Genomic DNA, 15,218 nt, shown 5'->3' with positions numbered 1-15,218 from the left:
TCAGCCGCAGGCCGGGGTGCGGTAGTCGGCCGAGCGCAGGATGCCGCACAGGTCTGTGCGCGAGATCTTCCACTTGCCGTCGTGCCACACGAAATGCACGACCGTGGTGCGCACCGCGGTGCCGGTGCCGTCCTTGTCCAGGCGCATGGTGGCGGTGAGGGTGCCGTCGCGGTTGTCGAACACCGGATCGGTCACCCCGTAGACGGCGCGCGGATTGTCCTGCAGCGCTTTGTACATGTCGGGGATGGCGTCCTTGAACGCGTCGCCGTCCTCGATCAGCGCGGTGCGCTCGCTGTCGGGCAGCGCCGGATCCAGCGCCCGCTTGATCTGCGCGTCGAGCTCGGCCGCGGTGGGCAGCGGCCGGTTCGCGGCGATCGAGGCGGAGGTGGCCACCGACGCGGACAGCGAGGCGTTGGCCGAGGACCGCGCGGCCGCCACCGCGGCGTCGTCGGGCCCGGAGCCGCCGCAGGCCGCGGTGGCGCCGGCCACCAGAAGGGCGGCGGCCAGGACTGTGAGTCGTGAGGAGAGCATCGATTCCCTACATTCCGTCGATGACGGAACTGATCCGCCCCAGCAAGGCCCGCACGGTCGTGACGTCCCGGTCCGCGGCGGCCTCGACCGGCACGGCGTCCGGGATCATATCCCGCACCAGCGCCACCACACTGCGCTCGTCATCCAGATCCACGTCGGTGACTCGCACCTGGGCCACCGCGACCACGTCTTCCGGGCTGGGCACCGGGGTGCCGAGATCGGCCCGGTAGATCTCCAGCGTCAAGGTCGGCCCGACCGTGCGAAACGCGTACGGCCGGCCGTCGGCGGTCGTGCCGAACCCGTGCGCGAACGGACCAACGGTGATGTCATCGATGACAAACCCCGATGATTGGTCGGCTGGCACGGCACACTCCCTGACTCGGACGCTGGATTACCACCAACATAATCCACCGCCAACCCGCTGCGCGTATCCGGCGAGCCTGCCCGCGTTTCCGGCTGATCCGGGATGTCAGGAAGGATCCGGCACAGCGCTCGTGAGCGGCACCGTCAGGAACGAGGCTGCGGCGGCGTTGCGCTGGACCTCGTAGGAGCCGCCCAGCAGCGCCGGATAGTCCTTGGGATTGAGGATGTGGGTGGGCATATCGCCGGTGCCGAGGGTGACCTGAAGCCGGTGGCCGGGCTGGAGCACGTGAAAGGCCGGACGCACTTTGAGGTGATACTCGGTCACCTCGCCGGGGATCACCGGTAGCAGCGATTCGCGGGTGCCCGGATGGAACGCGCCCTGCACGCTGCCGTCCGCCGCGCGCCAGGTCCGATTCTCGTCCAGCGCACGGTAATTCCCGGCCAGCTGTCCATCCGTAAGAGCGGTGGCGGTGCCGTCGGGGGCGATGTCCTGGACGGTGACACTGAAGGCCGACGCCGGTGTGCTGGAAACGGCGAACAGTGTCGCGCCGATCGGCCCGGCCAGCACGGTCGGTTCGGTGAACGCGGCGGTGGTATAGACCGGATTCGCCACCAACGGTGGCAGGTTCGGGTGCGCCGGGAACTGCCCGCACGGGTCGTCGACGCCGATCAGCGAGGTCAGCAGCTGGAAGACACCGGAGAAGTTGCGCGAGAACGACGCATTGCAGATCGTGCCCGCGCTGACCGGGTTGAAGTCGACCCGATCGGAGCCGGTGGTCTGGGTCGGCTGCGCACTCGAAAGACCCCCGCCCGCTTGCAGATACAACCGCCGCGCGGGCGCTTCCCGCACCGGATAGGTGGCGCTCTCGATGACATTGCCGTTGATATCGATGGCATGCAGCGGGGTATCGGTCTCGTCGATCCCATTGCGGTCGTTCTTCAACCAGCGGTCGAACCAGGCCAACTGAATGGCATGCATATCGAGATCGCCGGTGGTGCGCTGAATACCGGGTTGGATATGGAACCACGGGCCGGTCAGCAGCTGGAAGCGGCCGCTGGAGGGTGCGTCGGCGGGCATCGGGCCGTGCCTGCCGCGCCCGGCGTAGGCGTTCTGCAATCCGGCGAATGTTCGTGGCGTGCCATCCTGAAGCAGGTCGTACTGCCCGCTGATCAGATAGGTCGGAATGTCATTGGCGGCGATCTGTTCCAGCACATTGTCGATGGCGCGCGATTCCCAGTACGGGCCGTTGTAGAGCTTGTCCCCGTCCAGCAGCGCGCTGATCACCGACGGCCACGTGCCGTCGTCGCGAAAATGCGTGAGCAGATGGTCGACGAAGACGCTGACCATCTTGTCCGGCTGCCGGTACAAACCGAGGATCGGATCGAGCTGCGGCAGCGCGGTGATCGGCACCGCCAGCATGGACGCGAGAAAGGCGATATTGAGGAATCCGTCGTGGCCCAGCAGATCCTGGAACGCGTGATTGCCCGGCATCAGCGGAAACAGCGCCTTGATCGGCGAACCCGGCGCCAGTACCCCCGCGGTGAGCAGTTCGCTCATCCCGAGATACGACAATCCCCACAGCCCGATCGCACCGGTCGAATTCGGCAGTGCCGCAGCCCATTCCACGATACGTTTGGAGTCCTCGCGCTCCTGCGGTTGCAGAATGCTCCAGTGCCCGTTCGAGGAGCCGGTGCCGCGAATATCGACGATGACGCTGATGTACCCGCGTTTGACGAAGTAGTCGCCGTAGCCCGCCGCGTCGGTGATCTGCTTGGCCACATCGATCACACTCGGCAGCGCCTGTTCCAGCATCGGGCCGATACCCTCGTAGGACAGCAACCGCAGGAAACCGGCGCTGTCCTTGCCGTAGGCGGTCTGGGTCAGCACGATCGGAAACGGTCCCGGCGCGGGCGCACCGGACGCCTCGGTGGGATAGCGGACATCGGCGCGCAGCACTACACCGTCCGCCATCGGGATCTCGACATTCTTGGTCTCACCGACCCCATAGATCTCCGGTTCCGGATTCCAGCCGTCCGGTAATCCGGTGCGAGAGTTCGCCTTCGGAAAGCCCGCGCTCGCGGTCGACGACGGCAGCGCACCCGCGGGCACCGTGCTCGCCAGTACCACGAACACTCCGATGACGGCACCCTTGCGGAGCAGTCGGGTGGTTCTACGCATCATGTGACAGTAGACATTCCGAAACCACTCTGAACAGGAAAGATCGCGGAACGCGCGTATTGAGCGCTGCGGTCACACTTTCCGCGAGACGCGGTCCTTGCGCATCACGCCGACTACTCCCCCGATTCCGCGCGGTACGCGCCGGGCGGGCTGCCGGTCCACCGCCGGAACGCCCGGCGGAAGGCGCTGGACTCGGAGAAGCCGAGACGGCCGGACAGTGACTCCACCGACTCACCACCCACCAGCCCGGCAATCGCGGCATCACGCAGAATGTCCGCGCGGATCTCGGTGACCGAGGTGCCTTCCGCAGCGAGTTTGCGACGCACGGTCGCCGGGCTGATGGCCAGGCGCTGCGCGATCTCCTCGGCGCTCGCCCAGACGCCGTCGCGACCGCGAGCCAGAATGCGACGCACCTGCTCGGACAACGCAGTGCCGTAGTCGCGCCGCGACAGCAGATCCCCGGGCGCGTTGCGCTCCCACTCGAGCAGCGTCTGTTCGGTCTGCGTGATCGGCATCGACAGGATCGACCGTTCGAAACCCAGTGCGGCGGTACTGCTTTCGAATGCGAGCGGCGCTCCGAACACCAGCCCCAAATCGGCGGCTCCGCCCGGTCTGCGGAACGGGAATTCCACCTGCCGCAGCGGAATCCGCCGACCGATCCCCCACGCCATCATGCGATGCGCGGCGGCCAGCAGAAACGCGGTGACCAGATGCTCGGGATCGTCGAGCTTCGAGGTGTCGATGGTGAACCGAGCGCGGGAGCGCTCCGTCGTCACCGCCATCGGCGGCAAGCCGGGCGTCAGGCGCTGATACTCGGCGAATCTATCGAGCGCCGAACCCAGATCCGGGCAGCCGAGCAGCCCGAAGCAGATCAGCCGCAGGGTGCCGCGCGGCACCGGGTACGGCCCCAGCCCGAACAGCTCGTCATCGGTGACCCGCCACAACTGCTGCACGGTGCGCGTCATCTGCGCGACGGTCACCCGCGCCCGGTCCTGGCTGATCAGCTCCGGCGCGACACCGGCCGACCGCAACAGCGATCCGGTGTCGACCTCCCGCCTGCCCGCCATCGTCACGGCCGCCCGCACGAAGTCGATCGGCACTGTTCTCGCCACCACTCAGCCCTCCGGTCCGTCTTCGACTCAGGTTAGGGCTTCGGTCATCGCCACGGCGATCGGCCCCAGCAGGGGCAAGGCGACGTTGGAGAGCGCGTAGACGATCGTGTACGACATGAGCGGGGTCGCGTTACCCGCGACCTGCTGCACCGCGGTGATACCGGGCGTCGAACACTGTTGTCCCGTAATAGCGCCCAGCGCCAAGGGCGCGGGCAGCTTCATCACCTTCCACGCGACCAGCAGCGAGAGGCAGGCGGGCACGGCGGTCATGAGCACACCGGCGATCGGTAGTCCCCACCCGAATTTGCGGACCAGGTCCACGGCCTGTGGACCGGACGTCAGGCCGACGACCGCGATGAAGACCGACAGGCCCAGCGTCTTGATGACATCGGCCGCCGCGGGCGCGTACTGCCCGATCTCGGGATTGCGGGACCGGAACCAGCCGAACAGCAATCCGGTCAGCAGGCACCCGCCGCCGGTGCCGAGTGTCAGCGGGATACTCCCGACCGGCACGACGATCTTGCCGATCAGGAAGCCGAGCGCGACTCCGAGCGCGATGTAGATGATGTCGGCCTTGACGCTGGGATCGAGGCGATATCCCAGGGCCGGAACGATTTTCGCGAGATCGTTCTTGGCGCCGGTCAGCCGGAGCGTGTCACCGCGCTGCACCGGCATACCGGGCCGCAGCGGCAGTTCCTTGTCCTCGCGGACCAGGCTGGTCACATACAGGCGGTTACCCAGCTTGTGTTCCAGGTCGCCCAGGGTCGTGGACTCCTGGCGGTGATCGAGCACCACCTGGTCGACCTCGAGCGTGGTCTCGAGATCCTTGCCCGGCACGATCTCCGGGCCGATCGCGTCCTCCGCGGGCACCATGGCCGCGCGGGGCCCCACCACCAGCACCTGATCACCGGCCCGCAGCGCCAGATCGTCCGCGACAGCGAGGATCTTGCCGCCGCGCAGCACGCGCTCGATCGTCAGGTGACCGCCGAGATCCGCCGTCACCGCGCCGAGGGCCTGCCCGGCGACCCGCTCCACTTGGAACGCGCGGCCGATGAGATCGGGCGCGGCGGGCACCTGCCCGTCGGCGTCGTCCGCACTGCCCCCGAGCTGCTTCCACAGCTTGTCCGCCTCCTCGCGCAGATTGACGCGCATGATCAGCGGGAAGACCTGGCTCGACAGCAGCACCACCACGATCAGCCCGCAGATGTAGGAGATCGAATAGGCCGTACCGACATTGGCCTGCAAGGCGCTGATCTCCTCGGCCGGCCGGTCCAGCCGCGCGATCGCGTCGGTCGCGGTGCCGACCGCCGCGGATTCGGTGGCGCCGCCGGCCAGCAGACCGGCGGCGGTTCCGGGATCGAGCTTCATGATGAGCGTGGCCGCCGCGGTGATCAGCAGCACGCTCGCGACCTCGACCACCGTGAAGGTGCCGTACTTCAAGCTCTTCCGGTTGAGGCTGGCGAAGAAGGTCGGACCGGAGATGTAGCCGAGCGTGAAGATGAACAGCGCGAAGGCGATGTTCTTCACCTGCGCGTTCACCGTGATGTGGCCCGCCATGCCGACGAAGATGGCCACGATCAGGGTTCCGGCGACACCGCCGAGGGACAGCTTCCAGATCCGAATCTTGCCGATCGCGTAACCCAGAGCCAGGCACAGGAACAGCGCCGCCTCCGGGGTGTCCTGCAGGAACGTCTTGATCGCATGCATGCGGTCGTCCTCCGTGAGAGCGGGCCGGGTCAGCGCGTGGTGCGACTCTGGAACTCGCGGTGGTACTCATCCATGATTTCGCGCAGCCAGCGCCCGATCTCGGCGTAGCTGTCCTGACGGAGATTGGCCAGCGAGACTCGCACCGACCACTCCGGCCCGTCGAATCCGCCGCCGTTGAGCAGCACGATCGAATCCTGTTCGGCCAGCCGGAATACCGGGTCCACCGGTTCGTGCTCGGCGGCGAGCCACTGGGCGAACTCGTGGCTCCAGTGTTGTTTCACCCACAGCATCAGGTCGAGTTCGACGTAGTAGTTCGCGGCGTTCGGGTCCTGGGGCACCGGAACCTGGAGGCCGTCGCACAGGGTGCGCAGGCGGCGGGCGATGATCGCCTCGCAGTTCTGCTTGTGCCGCGCGTCCTTGTCGAGCAGATCCCCCAGCGCGAACAGCGCCATCTGAACCTGTTGCGGCGTAGACAAACCGGCGGTGTGGTTGAGCGCCACGTCGCGGGAATCGGCGACCATGCGATCGATGAATTTCAGCTTCGCGGGTTCCAGGGCGATGGTGGAGTACCGCGCGGCCAGCCGATCCCGCTCCGCGGTGGGCGCATTCGCGATCCGCGCGTCGAAGACATTGTCCTTGGCCACCGCGATCACGCCCAAACGCCACCCGGTGCACCCGAAGTACTTGCTGAAGGAATAGACGCCGATGGTGTTCGCCGCCGCGGCCGACATCAGCGACTGGAAGCCTTCGACAAAGGTCCCGTACACGTCGTCGGTGATGATCGTGAGGTCCGGGTTCTCCTTCGCCGCGATCTGCGCGATCCGCTCGAGGGTCGCCGAATCCAGCATCACCGACGGCGGATTCGAGGGATTGACCAGGAACAACGCCTTGACGCTCGGATCGGCGAGCTTCTCGATCTCGGCGGCGGGGTACTGCCAGGTGTGCAGGCCGTCGGACGCCGTCTTCGTCGCCTGCACCTCGACCACGTCGAAGTGGTAGCGCTCCAGATGCGGAATCTCCAGGTACGGAGTGAAGATCGGCGTCATGATCGCGATGCGGTCGCCAGGTGCGAGGACGCCGTTGACCACACAGCTGTCGAACAGGTAGCACATGGCGGCGGTGCCGCCTTCGGTGGCGAACAGGTCCCAGCCGCCCGCCGGCGCACCGCCCATCGCGAGATCGAGGTAGGCGTGCATCACCCGTTCGATGTGGGTCAGCATGCGGTCCGGCACCGGGTAGTGGTCGCCGTGGATCGCGTCCGCCAGCTCACCCACCCAGGCATCGGCGTCGAAACCCAGTGTCACGGTGCCGTATTCGACCGCACCGCGCAGTAGCCGCACCTCCTCGCTCTCGGGCTCGGCGGTGAGGAACGCGTCGAATCGCGCCGCGATCCCGCTGGGCTGCGGCATTCCCGCCAGCCCCGGGAATTCGTCCCAGTCCCGTTTCGCTTCGGCGACCGCGAATCGGCCGAGCAGGTAGAACGCCGACCGTGCGGTGACGGAGGTCCAGTTCGGATTGCCGCGACCGGCGTTGATCATCGCGTGCGCGGTCTTCTTCATGTGCTCGCCGGCCAGCTCGATGAGCTCGTCTTTCAATTCGAACGGGCTCAGTTGCTCCCACTTCTTCTCGGCCCGGCGGTCGACCTCGTTTTCGACGCTCATCGCCCCAGCATGCCGGGGATATCGACGAACCACGTGCGTTTGCTAGAAATTTGCTACTACGCTGCTAGTGCTACCCAGTGTGAAACCTGAAGTACGGCCGGTACCCCAAGGAGATCACCATGGCGCGCAAGACCCTGCTCCGTCTAGCCGGCCTGGCGGCCTGCTCCGCAGTCCTGGTCGCGGGATGCGGGAACGACTCGTCCGATCCGCCGGCCGCGTCGTCACCACATGCCGCGGACCCGGCGCACGAGGCTCCGGCAGCCGGAGCCCTGCCGCGCGTGACGATCCTGGCCACCGGCGGCACCATCGCCGGCAAGGCCAACGCGAACTCCGCGGTGGGCTACACCGCGGGCCAGGCCAGCGCCCAGGATCTCATCGACGCCGTCCCCGGCCTGGACAAGATCGCGAAGCTGGACGCCGTGCAGGTCTCGAACATCGGTAGCCAGGACATGAACGACGAGGTCTGGCTGGCCCTGGCGACCAAGATCAATCAAATCTTCGCCGAGGACCGCGCCGACGGCATCGTGGTCACCCACGGCACCGACACCATCGAGGAGACGGCGTTCTTCCTCGATCACGTGGTCGCCAGCGACAAACCGGTGGTCCTGGTCGGCTCGATGCGCCCCGCCACCGCCCTGAGCGCCGACGGTCCCGCCAACCTGCGCTCCGGCGTCCAGGTCGCGGCCGCCCCGGCGGCGCGCGGGCGCGGCGCCATGGTCGTGCTCAACGACACCATCCACGGCGCCGAGGACGTGACCAAGAGCAACACCACCAGCGTGCAGACCTTCGTCTCCCCCAACACCGGGCCCCTCGGCCACGTCGACGCGGCCGCGGTCACCTTCGGCGCACCGCCGTCTGCGCAACCACGGCTGACCTTTCCGGTTCCGGGAAAGTCGCCGCTACCCCGCGTCGACATCGTCTACTCGCACGCGGGGATGGACGCCACCCAGGTCAACGACGCGCTGGGGCACGGCGCGCAGGGCATCGTCCTGGCCGGCGTCGGCGACGGCAACACCGCCAAGCCGGTCGTCGCCGCGCTCAGCAATGCCGCGAAGAAGGGCGTGCTCGTAGTCCGTTCCAGCCGAGTCGGTTCCGGCAGCGTCGTGCGCAACGCCGAGCTCAACGACGACGACCTGGGCACCGTCTCCGCGCTCGGCCTGAACCCGGCGAAATCACGAATCCTGTTGCAGCTCTTGCTGGTCAACGGTGTCACCGATCCGGCGCAGGTGCAGCGGGATTTCGCCGCCGTCTAGTTCAGAACACCGCCAACCCACTGACTTGCGCGAAGGTTTCCAAGGCGAGCGCGCCGGTGGCCGAGTTGCCCTTGGGGTCGAGTCCGGGACCCCAGGTGGCGACCGAGCAGATGCCGGGCACGATCGCGAGCATGCCGCCGCCGACGCCGCTCTTGATCGGCAGCCCGACCCGGTAGGCGAAATTGCCCGCCTCGTCATAGGTGCCGCAGGTGGCCATGAGCGCGATGATGTGGCGGGTGTCGCCTTCCTCCAGCAGTCGCGAGCCGTCCACGCGCAACCCGTGCCGGGCGATGATCAAGCCCACCTTGGCCAGTTCGGCGCAGGTGATGCTGAACGAGCACTGCCGGAAGTAGTGGTCCAGAGCCAGATCGACCGGGTTCACCATGTTCCCGAAGCTGGCCATCAGGTAGGCGATGGCGCGGTTGCGGTCGCCGGTGCGCAGCTCGGATTCGGCGGTGACGCTGTCGACTTCCAGGTGCGGGTTCCCGGTCTCGGCGCGCAGCAGGGCGCGCATGGCCGCGACGGCGTCGCCGGTATCGGCCAGCAGCTGATCGGTGGTGACGATCGCGCCGGGATTGATGAACGGATTGCGCGGGATGCCGTTCTCCACCTCGAGTTGGATGAGGTCGTTGAACGCCAGGCCGGACGGTTCCCGGCGCACCCGGTCCCAGATCTTGGTGTCGCGCTTGGGCAGGACCAGGGCCAAGGCGAAGACCTTGGAGATGCTCTCGATGGCGAAGGGCACGTCGACGTCGCCGTCGCTGTAGACCTGCCCGTCGACGGTGGCGATCGCGAAACCGAACTGGTTGGGGTCCACCCGCGCGAGGTCGGGAATGTAGTCCGCGACCTGCCCCGCACCGATGTGCGGTTTGACCGCGGACAGCACTTGCCCGACGACATCCTGATAGTCCATGAAAGTGGATAGTAATCGTTTAGCAACCTCGAAACGGTTACGAATTCAGAAGCGTTATCACTAGTTTGAAGGGCAGCTCGACCACATTCGCGATGTCAGCTATTTGTTTGCAATCATCCGGAGGCGAGATGTCCGACGCGCTCGAGCCCGACGATCTGTTCGCGATGCCCGGCATCCGCCGCAGCGCCCCCAAGAACGAATTCCCGGTCCCGGAGATGTTCCCGCAGGTCGCCTACGAACTGGTGCATGACGAATTGATGCTCGACGGCGTCTCCCGGATGAATCTGGCCACCTTCTGCACCACCTGGGTCGACGACCAGGCCCGGCGGCTGATGAACGAATCCCTGGACAAGAACATCGTCGACAAGGACGAGTACCCGCAGACCGCGGAGATCGAGGAACGCTGCGTGCACATGGTCGCCGACCTGTGGAACTGCCCCGACCCGCAGCACACGCTCGGCACCTCCACCACCGGTTCCAGCGAGGCCGCCATGCTCGGCGGGTTGGCGGCCAAGTTCCGGTGGCGCAAGCAGGGCGGCACCGGAATTCCCAATTTCGTGTGCGGTCCCGTCCAGGTCTGCTGGGAGAAGTTCGCGCGGTACTTCGACGTCGAGATCCGCCAGGTCCCGCTGCGCGGGGACCGGCTCACCATGCACCCCGACGACCTCGCCGACCGCGTCGACGCGAACACCATGATGGTGGTGCCCACCTTCGGTCAGACCTTCACCGGACTGTTCGAGGATGTGGCGGGCATCGCCACGGCGCTCGACGACATCCAGGCGCGGACCGGCCTCGACATTCCGATCCACGTCGACGCGGCCAGCGGCGGATTCCTCGCGCCGTTCTGCGCGCCGGAAGTGGTGTGGGACTTCCGGTTACCGCGGGTGAAGTCGATCAACGCCTCCGGCCACAAGACCGGTCTGGCTCCCCTGGGCGCGGGCTGGGCGATCTGGCGCGAGGCCGCCGACCTGCCCGAGGACCTGATCTTCAACGTCGACTACCTCGGCGGCAGCATGGCCACCTTCAATCTCAACTTCTCCCGCCCCGGCAGCCAGACCATCACCCAGTACTACGACTTCATCCGCCTCGGCCGCACCGGCTACCGGCGCGTGCAAGAGCAGATCTACGCCGTCTCCCAGCATCTGGCCGCCGGCCTGCGGGAACTCGGCTTCTTCGAGATGATCCACGACGGGGATCCGCGGCGCGGCATCACCGCGGTGTCCTGGAAGCTGACCGACACCGACGCGGGCTTCAATCTCTACGACCTCTCCGATCGGCTGCGCACCCGCGGCTGGCTCATCGCCGCCTACCCGCTGCCCGCCGACCGCGAGGAGCAGGTGATCATGCGCGCGGTGCTGCGGCACGGCTTCAGCATCGACATCATCGACATGCTGCTGACCGACATGGAACGCAGCATCGCCGCGCTACAGAAGAATCCGATGGCCAAGCCGCTCACCAAGGAGGACGCGGGCGGGTTCACCCACTCCGCCAAGGCCGCGGTGCCGACGCCGGGATCGACGGTGGGCGCGGCGGTTTCGGGCGGCCGGAAATGACCGGCGCACATCGCGCCGCGCCCGCGACCAAGTACCTGACCGTCTCCGCCCTCGGATTCACCACCGCCGCCTCCATCGTCACCAGCCTGCGCGGGCTGCCGATGATGGCCAAGGAAGAGATGACGATGTTCTTCTACATCGGCTTCTCGACGCTGCTGTTCCTGATCCCGGCCGGACTGGTGGCCGCGGAGCTCGGCAGCATGTACGCCGCCAAGGCCGGTGGTCTGTACGCCTGGATCAGCGGGGCCTTCGGCAAGAAGGTGGGCTTCGCGATCATCTTCCTGTCCTGGATCCAGGTGATCGTCTTCTACCCGACCGGCATGAGTTTCGCCGCGGCCGGCGTGGCCTTCGCGCTGGACAAGCCGGATCTGGCCCAAAACCACACCTACGTCGGCATTTTCGCGATCGTCGCCTTCTGGGTGTGCACCGCGGTCGCCTTCGTCAGCAACCAGTTCGCCCTGAAGGTGACCCGGCTCGGGTTCCTGGCCGGCACGGCGCTGCCCGGTCTGGTGCTGGTGGGCGTGTTCCTCTGGTGGATCTCGACCGGGCACGCCGTTGGCTGGGAGCACACCACCGATCAGGCGGTGACCGTCGCCCACGACGGCCACGATTCCCCGCGCTTCTTCCCTTATATCGCGGGGTTGTCCGGACTGGCCTTCCTGGCCGGGATTCTGCTCAACTTCGCCGGCGTCGAGTCCCAAGGCGTGCACTCGACCGAGCTGAAAAACCCCGCCAAGGGATATCCCGCGGCCATCATGATCGCGGCCGCCGTGGCGTTCGGCATTTTCACTCTCGGCGCGCTCGCGGTGGCGGGCATCGTGCCCTACGACAAGATCGATCTCAATACCGGCGTCTTCGATGCCTTCAGCGCGGGCTTCCGCGAAATGATCCACAGCACCTGGCCGGTGCGTATCCTGGCCGCGCTCATCGCCTACGGCGCCCTCGCCGGCATCCTGGCCTGGATCATGGGTCCCAGCCGCGGTGTGCTCGCCACCGCGCACGACGGCATGCTGCCGCCGGTTCTCCAGAAGGTGAACGACCGTGGCGTGCAAACCAACATCCTCCTCATCCAGGCCGTCGTCGTCACCGCGCTGTCCTCGATCTACCTGTTCATGGACGACGTCAGCTCGGCGTTCTTCCTCATCTCGGCCATGGCGGTCAGCCTCTACCTGATCATCTACATGGTCATGTACGCCGCCGCCATCCGGCTGCGCTACACCCAGCCGGAGCTGCCGCGCGCGTTCAAGATTCCCGGCGGCACCGTCGGCATGTGGCTGTTCGCCGGAATCGGCTTCCTCGCAGTGGCTTTCGCCTTCATCCTGGCCTTCGTGCCGCCCTCGCAACTGCCGATCGGCAACAAGGCCACCTACATCGGGCTGGTGGCGGGCGGCGCGATCGTCTTCTGCGCGATACCGCTGATCATCGAGCGGATGAAGAAGCCGTCCTGGATTCCGTCCGACGAGGTGAAGGCCAAGGCGCTCGGCCCCAGCGCCGACCCGGCGTGACCCGGGTCACGGGGATTCCGCCACGCCCGCGACCCCGGTCGGCCGCCCCGGTGCGCCACCATGGTCAGATAGTGGGGTTGACCCCGGTGGTGTAAAGGAGTTCGGTGTGCGCGTCCCGTTGGCGCTTGCGAGTGCGGCGACGCTGCTGTTGCTGACCGGGTGTTCCTCGAGCGACGGCAAGCCCGACGCGCCGACCCGTGAACCCGCCACCGCCGCAGTCGCTCCCGCACCCACCGCCGCCCCCGCCGGGCAGGTCGTTCCGCTCGGCCGCGCGGTGTCCGCGCTCGTCGCCGATTCCGGCACCGGACAGCTCGCCGCGCTCGACGGCGCGACCCTGCTGCTGGTCGACCCGGGCACCGGCGCGGTGCGCACCGTCGCACTGCCCGCGCCGGGCGCGAGCCTGGCGGCGGGCAAGGCCGGGGAAGTGCTCGTCGCGGCCCCGCAGCGGATCGTGCGCGTCGACGTCGCCGCCGCGACCACCAGCGAGGTCCCGGTCGAGGGTGACGTGCGCTCGGTGCAATACAGCAGCGACGGCACCCTGGTCGCCGGCACCGCCGACGGGCGGGTCCGCACTCTGAGCGCCGACGGCGCGGTCGTGCGCACCGTGTCCGGTCTGGTCTCGGCCGACGTGCTCGCCCGGACCCCCGATCACCTCACCGTCCTGGACCGGCATCAGTCCTCGCTCACCGAGATCGACCCAGCTGAGGACACCCTCGGCCTGGCCCAGCGGGCGGGCGAGGGCGCCACCAGCATGATCGCCGACCACTTCGGCCGCGTGCTGGTCATCGACTCCGCCGATAACGAATTGCTGGTCTACAGCACCGGACCGCTGCTCCTGCGGCAGCGGTTCCCGGTAGGATCGTCGCCTTACGCACTTGCATACGATCAGCGCTCGGAGACCGTGTGGGTGACGTGTACGCAGAGCAACGAAGTTGTGGGATTCGATCTCTCGACGGGTATACCGGTGGAGGTGGGCCGCTACCCGGCGGTGCGCCAGCCCAACTCGGTGACCGTCGACGAGCGGACCGGTGACCTGTTCGTCGGTTCCGCGACCGGTGACGGGCTGCAGCGGATCCGGGCGGATCAGCGGAAGAGAGGGCAGTGAATTTGACGCCGAAACACTCCCGCGCGTTACCGGCCAGCTGGGCGGAAAACACGAGCGACGACTACGAGTACGTACCGTTGCGACTACCTAAGGACATGAATCGGGTGACCGCCTCCATGCGTCTGGCGATCCAGGCCGAGTTCGGCGGCTGGGAGCTGTCCCGCGTGCGCGCCTACACCGACGGCAGCCGTCGCGTGCTACTGCGCCGCCGCAAATCCGCGCTCCTACCCCAGCCCGAGCCGGGGATGTGACGCCGATGTACGCAAACTTATTGCGCTTGATGTTCCTGCTCGATCCGGAACGCATCCATCACTGGGCTTTCGTCGTCATGCAATGGGCCGCGCGGTTCGCGCCGGCCCGGATCGTCATGCGCAAACTGCTGGTCGTGGACGATCCGATCCTGCGCAACCGGGTCTTCGGCGTCGATTTCCCCGCGCCGCTGGGCCTGGCCGCCGGGTTCGACAAGAACGCCGACGGCGCCGACGCCTGGGCTCCGCTCGGTTTCGGTTACGCCGAGATCGGCACGGTCACCGCGCAGGCGCAGCCCGGCAATCCGGCGCCGCGGCTGTTCCGGCTGCCCGCCGACCGCGCCTTGATCAACCGCATGGGTTTCAACAATTTCGGCGCCGCAGCAGCCGCCGAGCAGCTGCGCAAGCGCCCGTCGACGGTGCCGATCGGCGCCAATATCGGCAAGACCAAGATCGTGGAACCGGCCGACGCCGCCGCCGACTACGCCGTCAGCGCAGCGCTGCTGGGCCCGCTCGCCGATTTCGTCGTCGTCAATGTCAGCTCCCCCAACACTCCCGGCCTGCGTGATCTGCAAGCCGTCGAATCGCTGCGCCCGGTCCTGCAGGCGGTGCTCGACACCGTGCGCGTCCCGGTACTGGTGAAGATCGCCCCGGACCTGTCCGACGACGATATCGACGCCGTCGCCGACCTGGCCGTCGAGCTGGGCCTGGCCGGCATCGTCGCCACCAACACCACCATCCGCCGGGACGGGCTGAACACCGGCGCGTCCGAGGTCGCCGCGATGGGCGCGGGCGGGCTGTCCGGCCCCCCGGTCGCCGACCGCTCGCTCGAGGTGCTGCGCCGGCTCTACCGCCGGGTCGGCGACCAGGTGGTGCTGATCTCGGTCGGCGGCATCGAGACCGCCGATCAGGCCTACGAGCGAATCCTGGCCGGCGCCAGCCTGCTCCAAGGCTTCACCGGCTTCATCTACGGCGGTCCGTTCTGGGCCCGCACCATCCACCGCGGCATCGCCGAGCGCCTGCGCCGGCACGGTTACACCTCGCTGGCCGAGGCGGTCGGCGCGGAGAACGTCGCCCGCACCTGAGTG

The 15,218-nt window shown here is 67.5% G+C and carries 13 protein-coding genes; 6 read left to right on the top strand and 7 right to left on the bottom strand.

Translation table 11 applies throughout. The annotated features are described in order from the left end of the window. The 6 genes from AB0M14_RS31455 to AB0M14_RS31430 form a co-directional block, all read right to left on the bottom strand. Complete coding sequence (locus AB0M14_RS31455) at window positions 1–531, bottom strand: hypothetical protein (RefSeq protein WP_365001502.1); 531 nt, start codon at window positions 529–531, stop codon at window positions 1–3. 7 nt (window positions 532–538) lie between these two features. Further along, entirely contained in the window at window positions 539–895 is a 357-nt protein-coding gene (locus tag AB0M14_RS31450) for a hypothetical protein (protein ID WP_365001499.1), read from the bottom strand. Between the two features lie 105 nt (window positions 896–1,000). Then, entirely contained in the window at window positions 1,001–3,073 is a 2,073-nt protein-coding gene (locus AB0M14_RS31445) for a CocE/NonD family hydrolase (protein ID WP_365001496.1), read from the bottom strand. Window positions 3,074–3,186: 113 nt separating this feature from the next. Beyond that, window positions 3,187–4,188 (bottom strand): AraC family transcriptional regulator ligand-binding domain-containing protein, encoded by a 1,002-nt coding sequence (locus AB0M14_RS31440; protein WP_365001493.1) that lies wholly within the window; start codon window positions 4,186–4,188, stop codon window positions 3,187–3,189. A 24-nt stretch (window positions 4,189–4,212) separates the two neighbouring features. After that, window positions 4,213–5,892, bottom strand: a complete 1,680-nt coding sequence (aspT, locus tag AB0M14_RS31435) for an aspartate-alanine antiporter (protein ID WP_365001490.1) — start codon at window positions 5,890–5,892, stop codon at window positions 4,213–4,215. 29 nt (window positions 5,893–5,921) lie between these two features. Beyond that, window positions 5,922–7,553, bottom strand: a complete 1,632-nt coding sequence (locus AB0M14_RS31430; RefSeq protein WP_365001488.1) for a bifunctional aspartate transaminase/aspartate 4-decarboxylase — start codon at window positions 7,551–7,553, stop codon at window positions 5,922–5,924. Window positions 7,554–7,672: 119 nt separating this feature from the next. On the opposite strand from AB0M14_RS31430, the gene AB0M14_RS31425 reads away from it, so the two are divergent. Next, entirely contained in the window at window positions 7,673–8,806 is a 1,134-nt protein-coding gene (locus tag AB0M14_RS31425; protein WP_365001485.1) for a type II asparaginase, read from the top strand. A 1-nt stretch (window position 8,807) separates the two neighbouring features. Here AB0M14_RS31425 and AB0M14_RS31420 read toward each other — a convergent pair whose 3' ends face one another. Beyond that, window positions 8,808–9,719: a glutaminase gene (locus AB0M14_RS31420; RefSeq protein WP_365001482.1), complete on the bottom strand. Its 912-nt coding sequence runs from the start codon at window positions 9,717–9,719 to the stop codon at window positions 8,808–8,810. A gap of 128 nt (window positions 9,720–9,847) precedes the next feature. Here AB0M14_RS31420 and AB0M14_RS31415 point away from each other — a divergent pair, with 128 nt between their 5' ends. The 5 genes from AB0M14_RS31415 to AB0M14_RS31395 all read left to right on the top strand — a co-directional run bounded on the left by AB0M14_RS31415 (window position 9,848) and on the right by AB0M14_RS31395 (window position 15,215). Then, on the top strand, window positions 9,848–11,272 hold the full coding sequence (locus AB0M14_RS31415; protein ID WP_365001480.1) for a glutamate decarboxylase: 1,425 nt from the start codon (window positions 9,848–9,850) through the stop codon (window positions 11,270–11,272). Beyond that, window positions 11,269–12,777, top strand: a complete 1,509-nt coding sequence (locus tag AB0M14_RS31410; protein WP_365001478.1) for an amino acid permease — start codon at window positions 11,269–11,271, stop codon at window positions 12,775–12,777. Before AB0M14_RS31415 ends, AB0M14_RS31410 begins: the two co-directional genes overlap by 4 nt. Before the next feature lie 106 nt (window positions 12,778–12,883). Continuing rightward, the gene (locus AB0M14_RS31405; RefSeq protein WP_365001475.1) at window positions 12,884–13,882 is read left to right on the top strand and encodes a hypothetical protein; all 999 of its coding nucleotides are present in this window, start codon (window positions 12,884–12,886) and stop codon (window positions 13,880–13,882) included. Between the two features lie 2 nt (window positions 13,883–13,884). Beyond that, window positions 13,885–14,133 carry a DUF5703 family protein gene (locus tag AB0M14_RS31400; RefSeq protein WP_365002032.1) on the top strand — a complete coding sequence of 83 codons (249 nt, stop codon included), beginning with the start codon at window positions 13,885–13,887 and terminating at the stop codon, window positions 14,131–14,133. A gap of 5 nt (window positions 14,134–14,138) precedes the next feature. Further along, entirely contained in the window at window positions 14,139–15,215 is a 1,077-nt protein-coding gene (locus AB0M14_RS31395; protein ID WP_365001472.1) for a quinone-dependent dihydroorotate dehydrogenase, read from the top strand. Window positions 15,216–15,218 lie beyond the last annotated feature (3 nt).

The organism is Nocardia sp. NPDC051832 (assembly GCF_040681285.1).
In the GTDB taxonomy this organism is placed as follows: Bacteria; Actinomycetota; Actinomycetes; order Mycobacteriales; family Mycobacteriaceae; genus Nocardia.
The sequence above is the reverse complement of the archived record's forward strand: the minus strand, read 5'-3'. Positions and strand labels throughout refer to the sequence as shown.

What these genes read in the sequence shown, in the direction of transcription:
- AB0M14_RS31455 (WP_365001502.1), bottom strand. Translation starts at nt 531, where the DNA reads ATGCTCTCCTCACGACTCACAGTCCTGGCCGCCGCCCTTCTGGTGGCC.
- AB0M14_RS31445 (WP_365001496.1), bottom strand. Translation starts at nt 3,073, where the DNA reads ATGCGTAGAACCACCCGACTGCTCCGCAAGGGTGCCGTCATCGGAGTG.
- aspT (WP_365001490.1), bottom strand. Translation starts at nt 5,892, where the DNA reads ATGCATGCGATCAAGACGTTCCTGCAGGACACCCCGGAGGCGGCGCTG.
- AB0M14_RS31430 (WP_365001488.1), bottom strand. Translation starts at nt 7,553, where the DNA reads ATGAGCGTCGAAAACGAGGTCGACCGCCGGGCCGAGAAGAAGTGGGAG.
- AB0M14_RS31425 (WP_365001485.1), top strand. Translation starts at nt 7,673, where the DNA reads ATGGCGCGCAAGACCCTGCTCCGTCTAGCCGGCCTGGCGGCCTGCTCC.
- AB0M14_RS31420 (WP_365001482.1), bottom strand. Translation starts at nt 9,719, where the DNA reads ATGGACTATCAGGATGTCGTCGGGCAAGTGCTGTCCGCGGTCAAACCG.
- AB0M14_RS31415 (WP_365001480.1), top strand. Translation starts at nt 9,848, where the DNA reads ATGTCCGACGCGCTCGAGCCCGACGATCTGTTCGCGATGCCCGGCATC.
- AB0M14_RS31410 (WP_365001478.1), top strand. Translation starts at nt 11,269, where the DNA reads ATGACCGGCGCACATCGCGCCGCGCCCGCGACCAAGTACCTGACCGTC.
- AB0M14_RS31395 (WP_365001472.1), top strand. Translation starts at nt 14,139, where the DNA reads ATGTACGCAAACTTATTGCGCTTGATGTTCCTGCTCGATCCGGAACGC.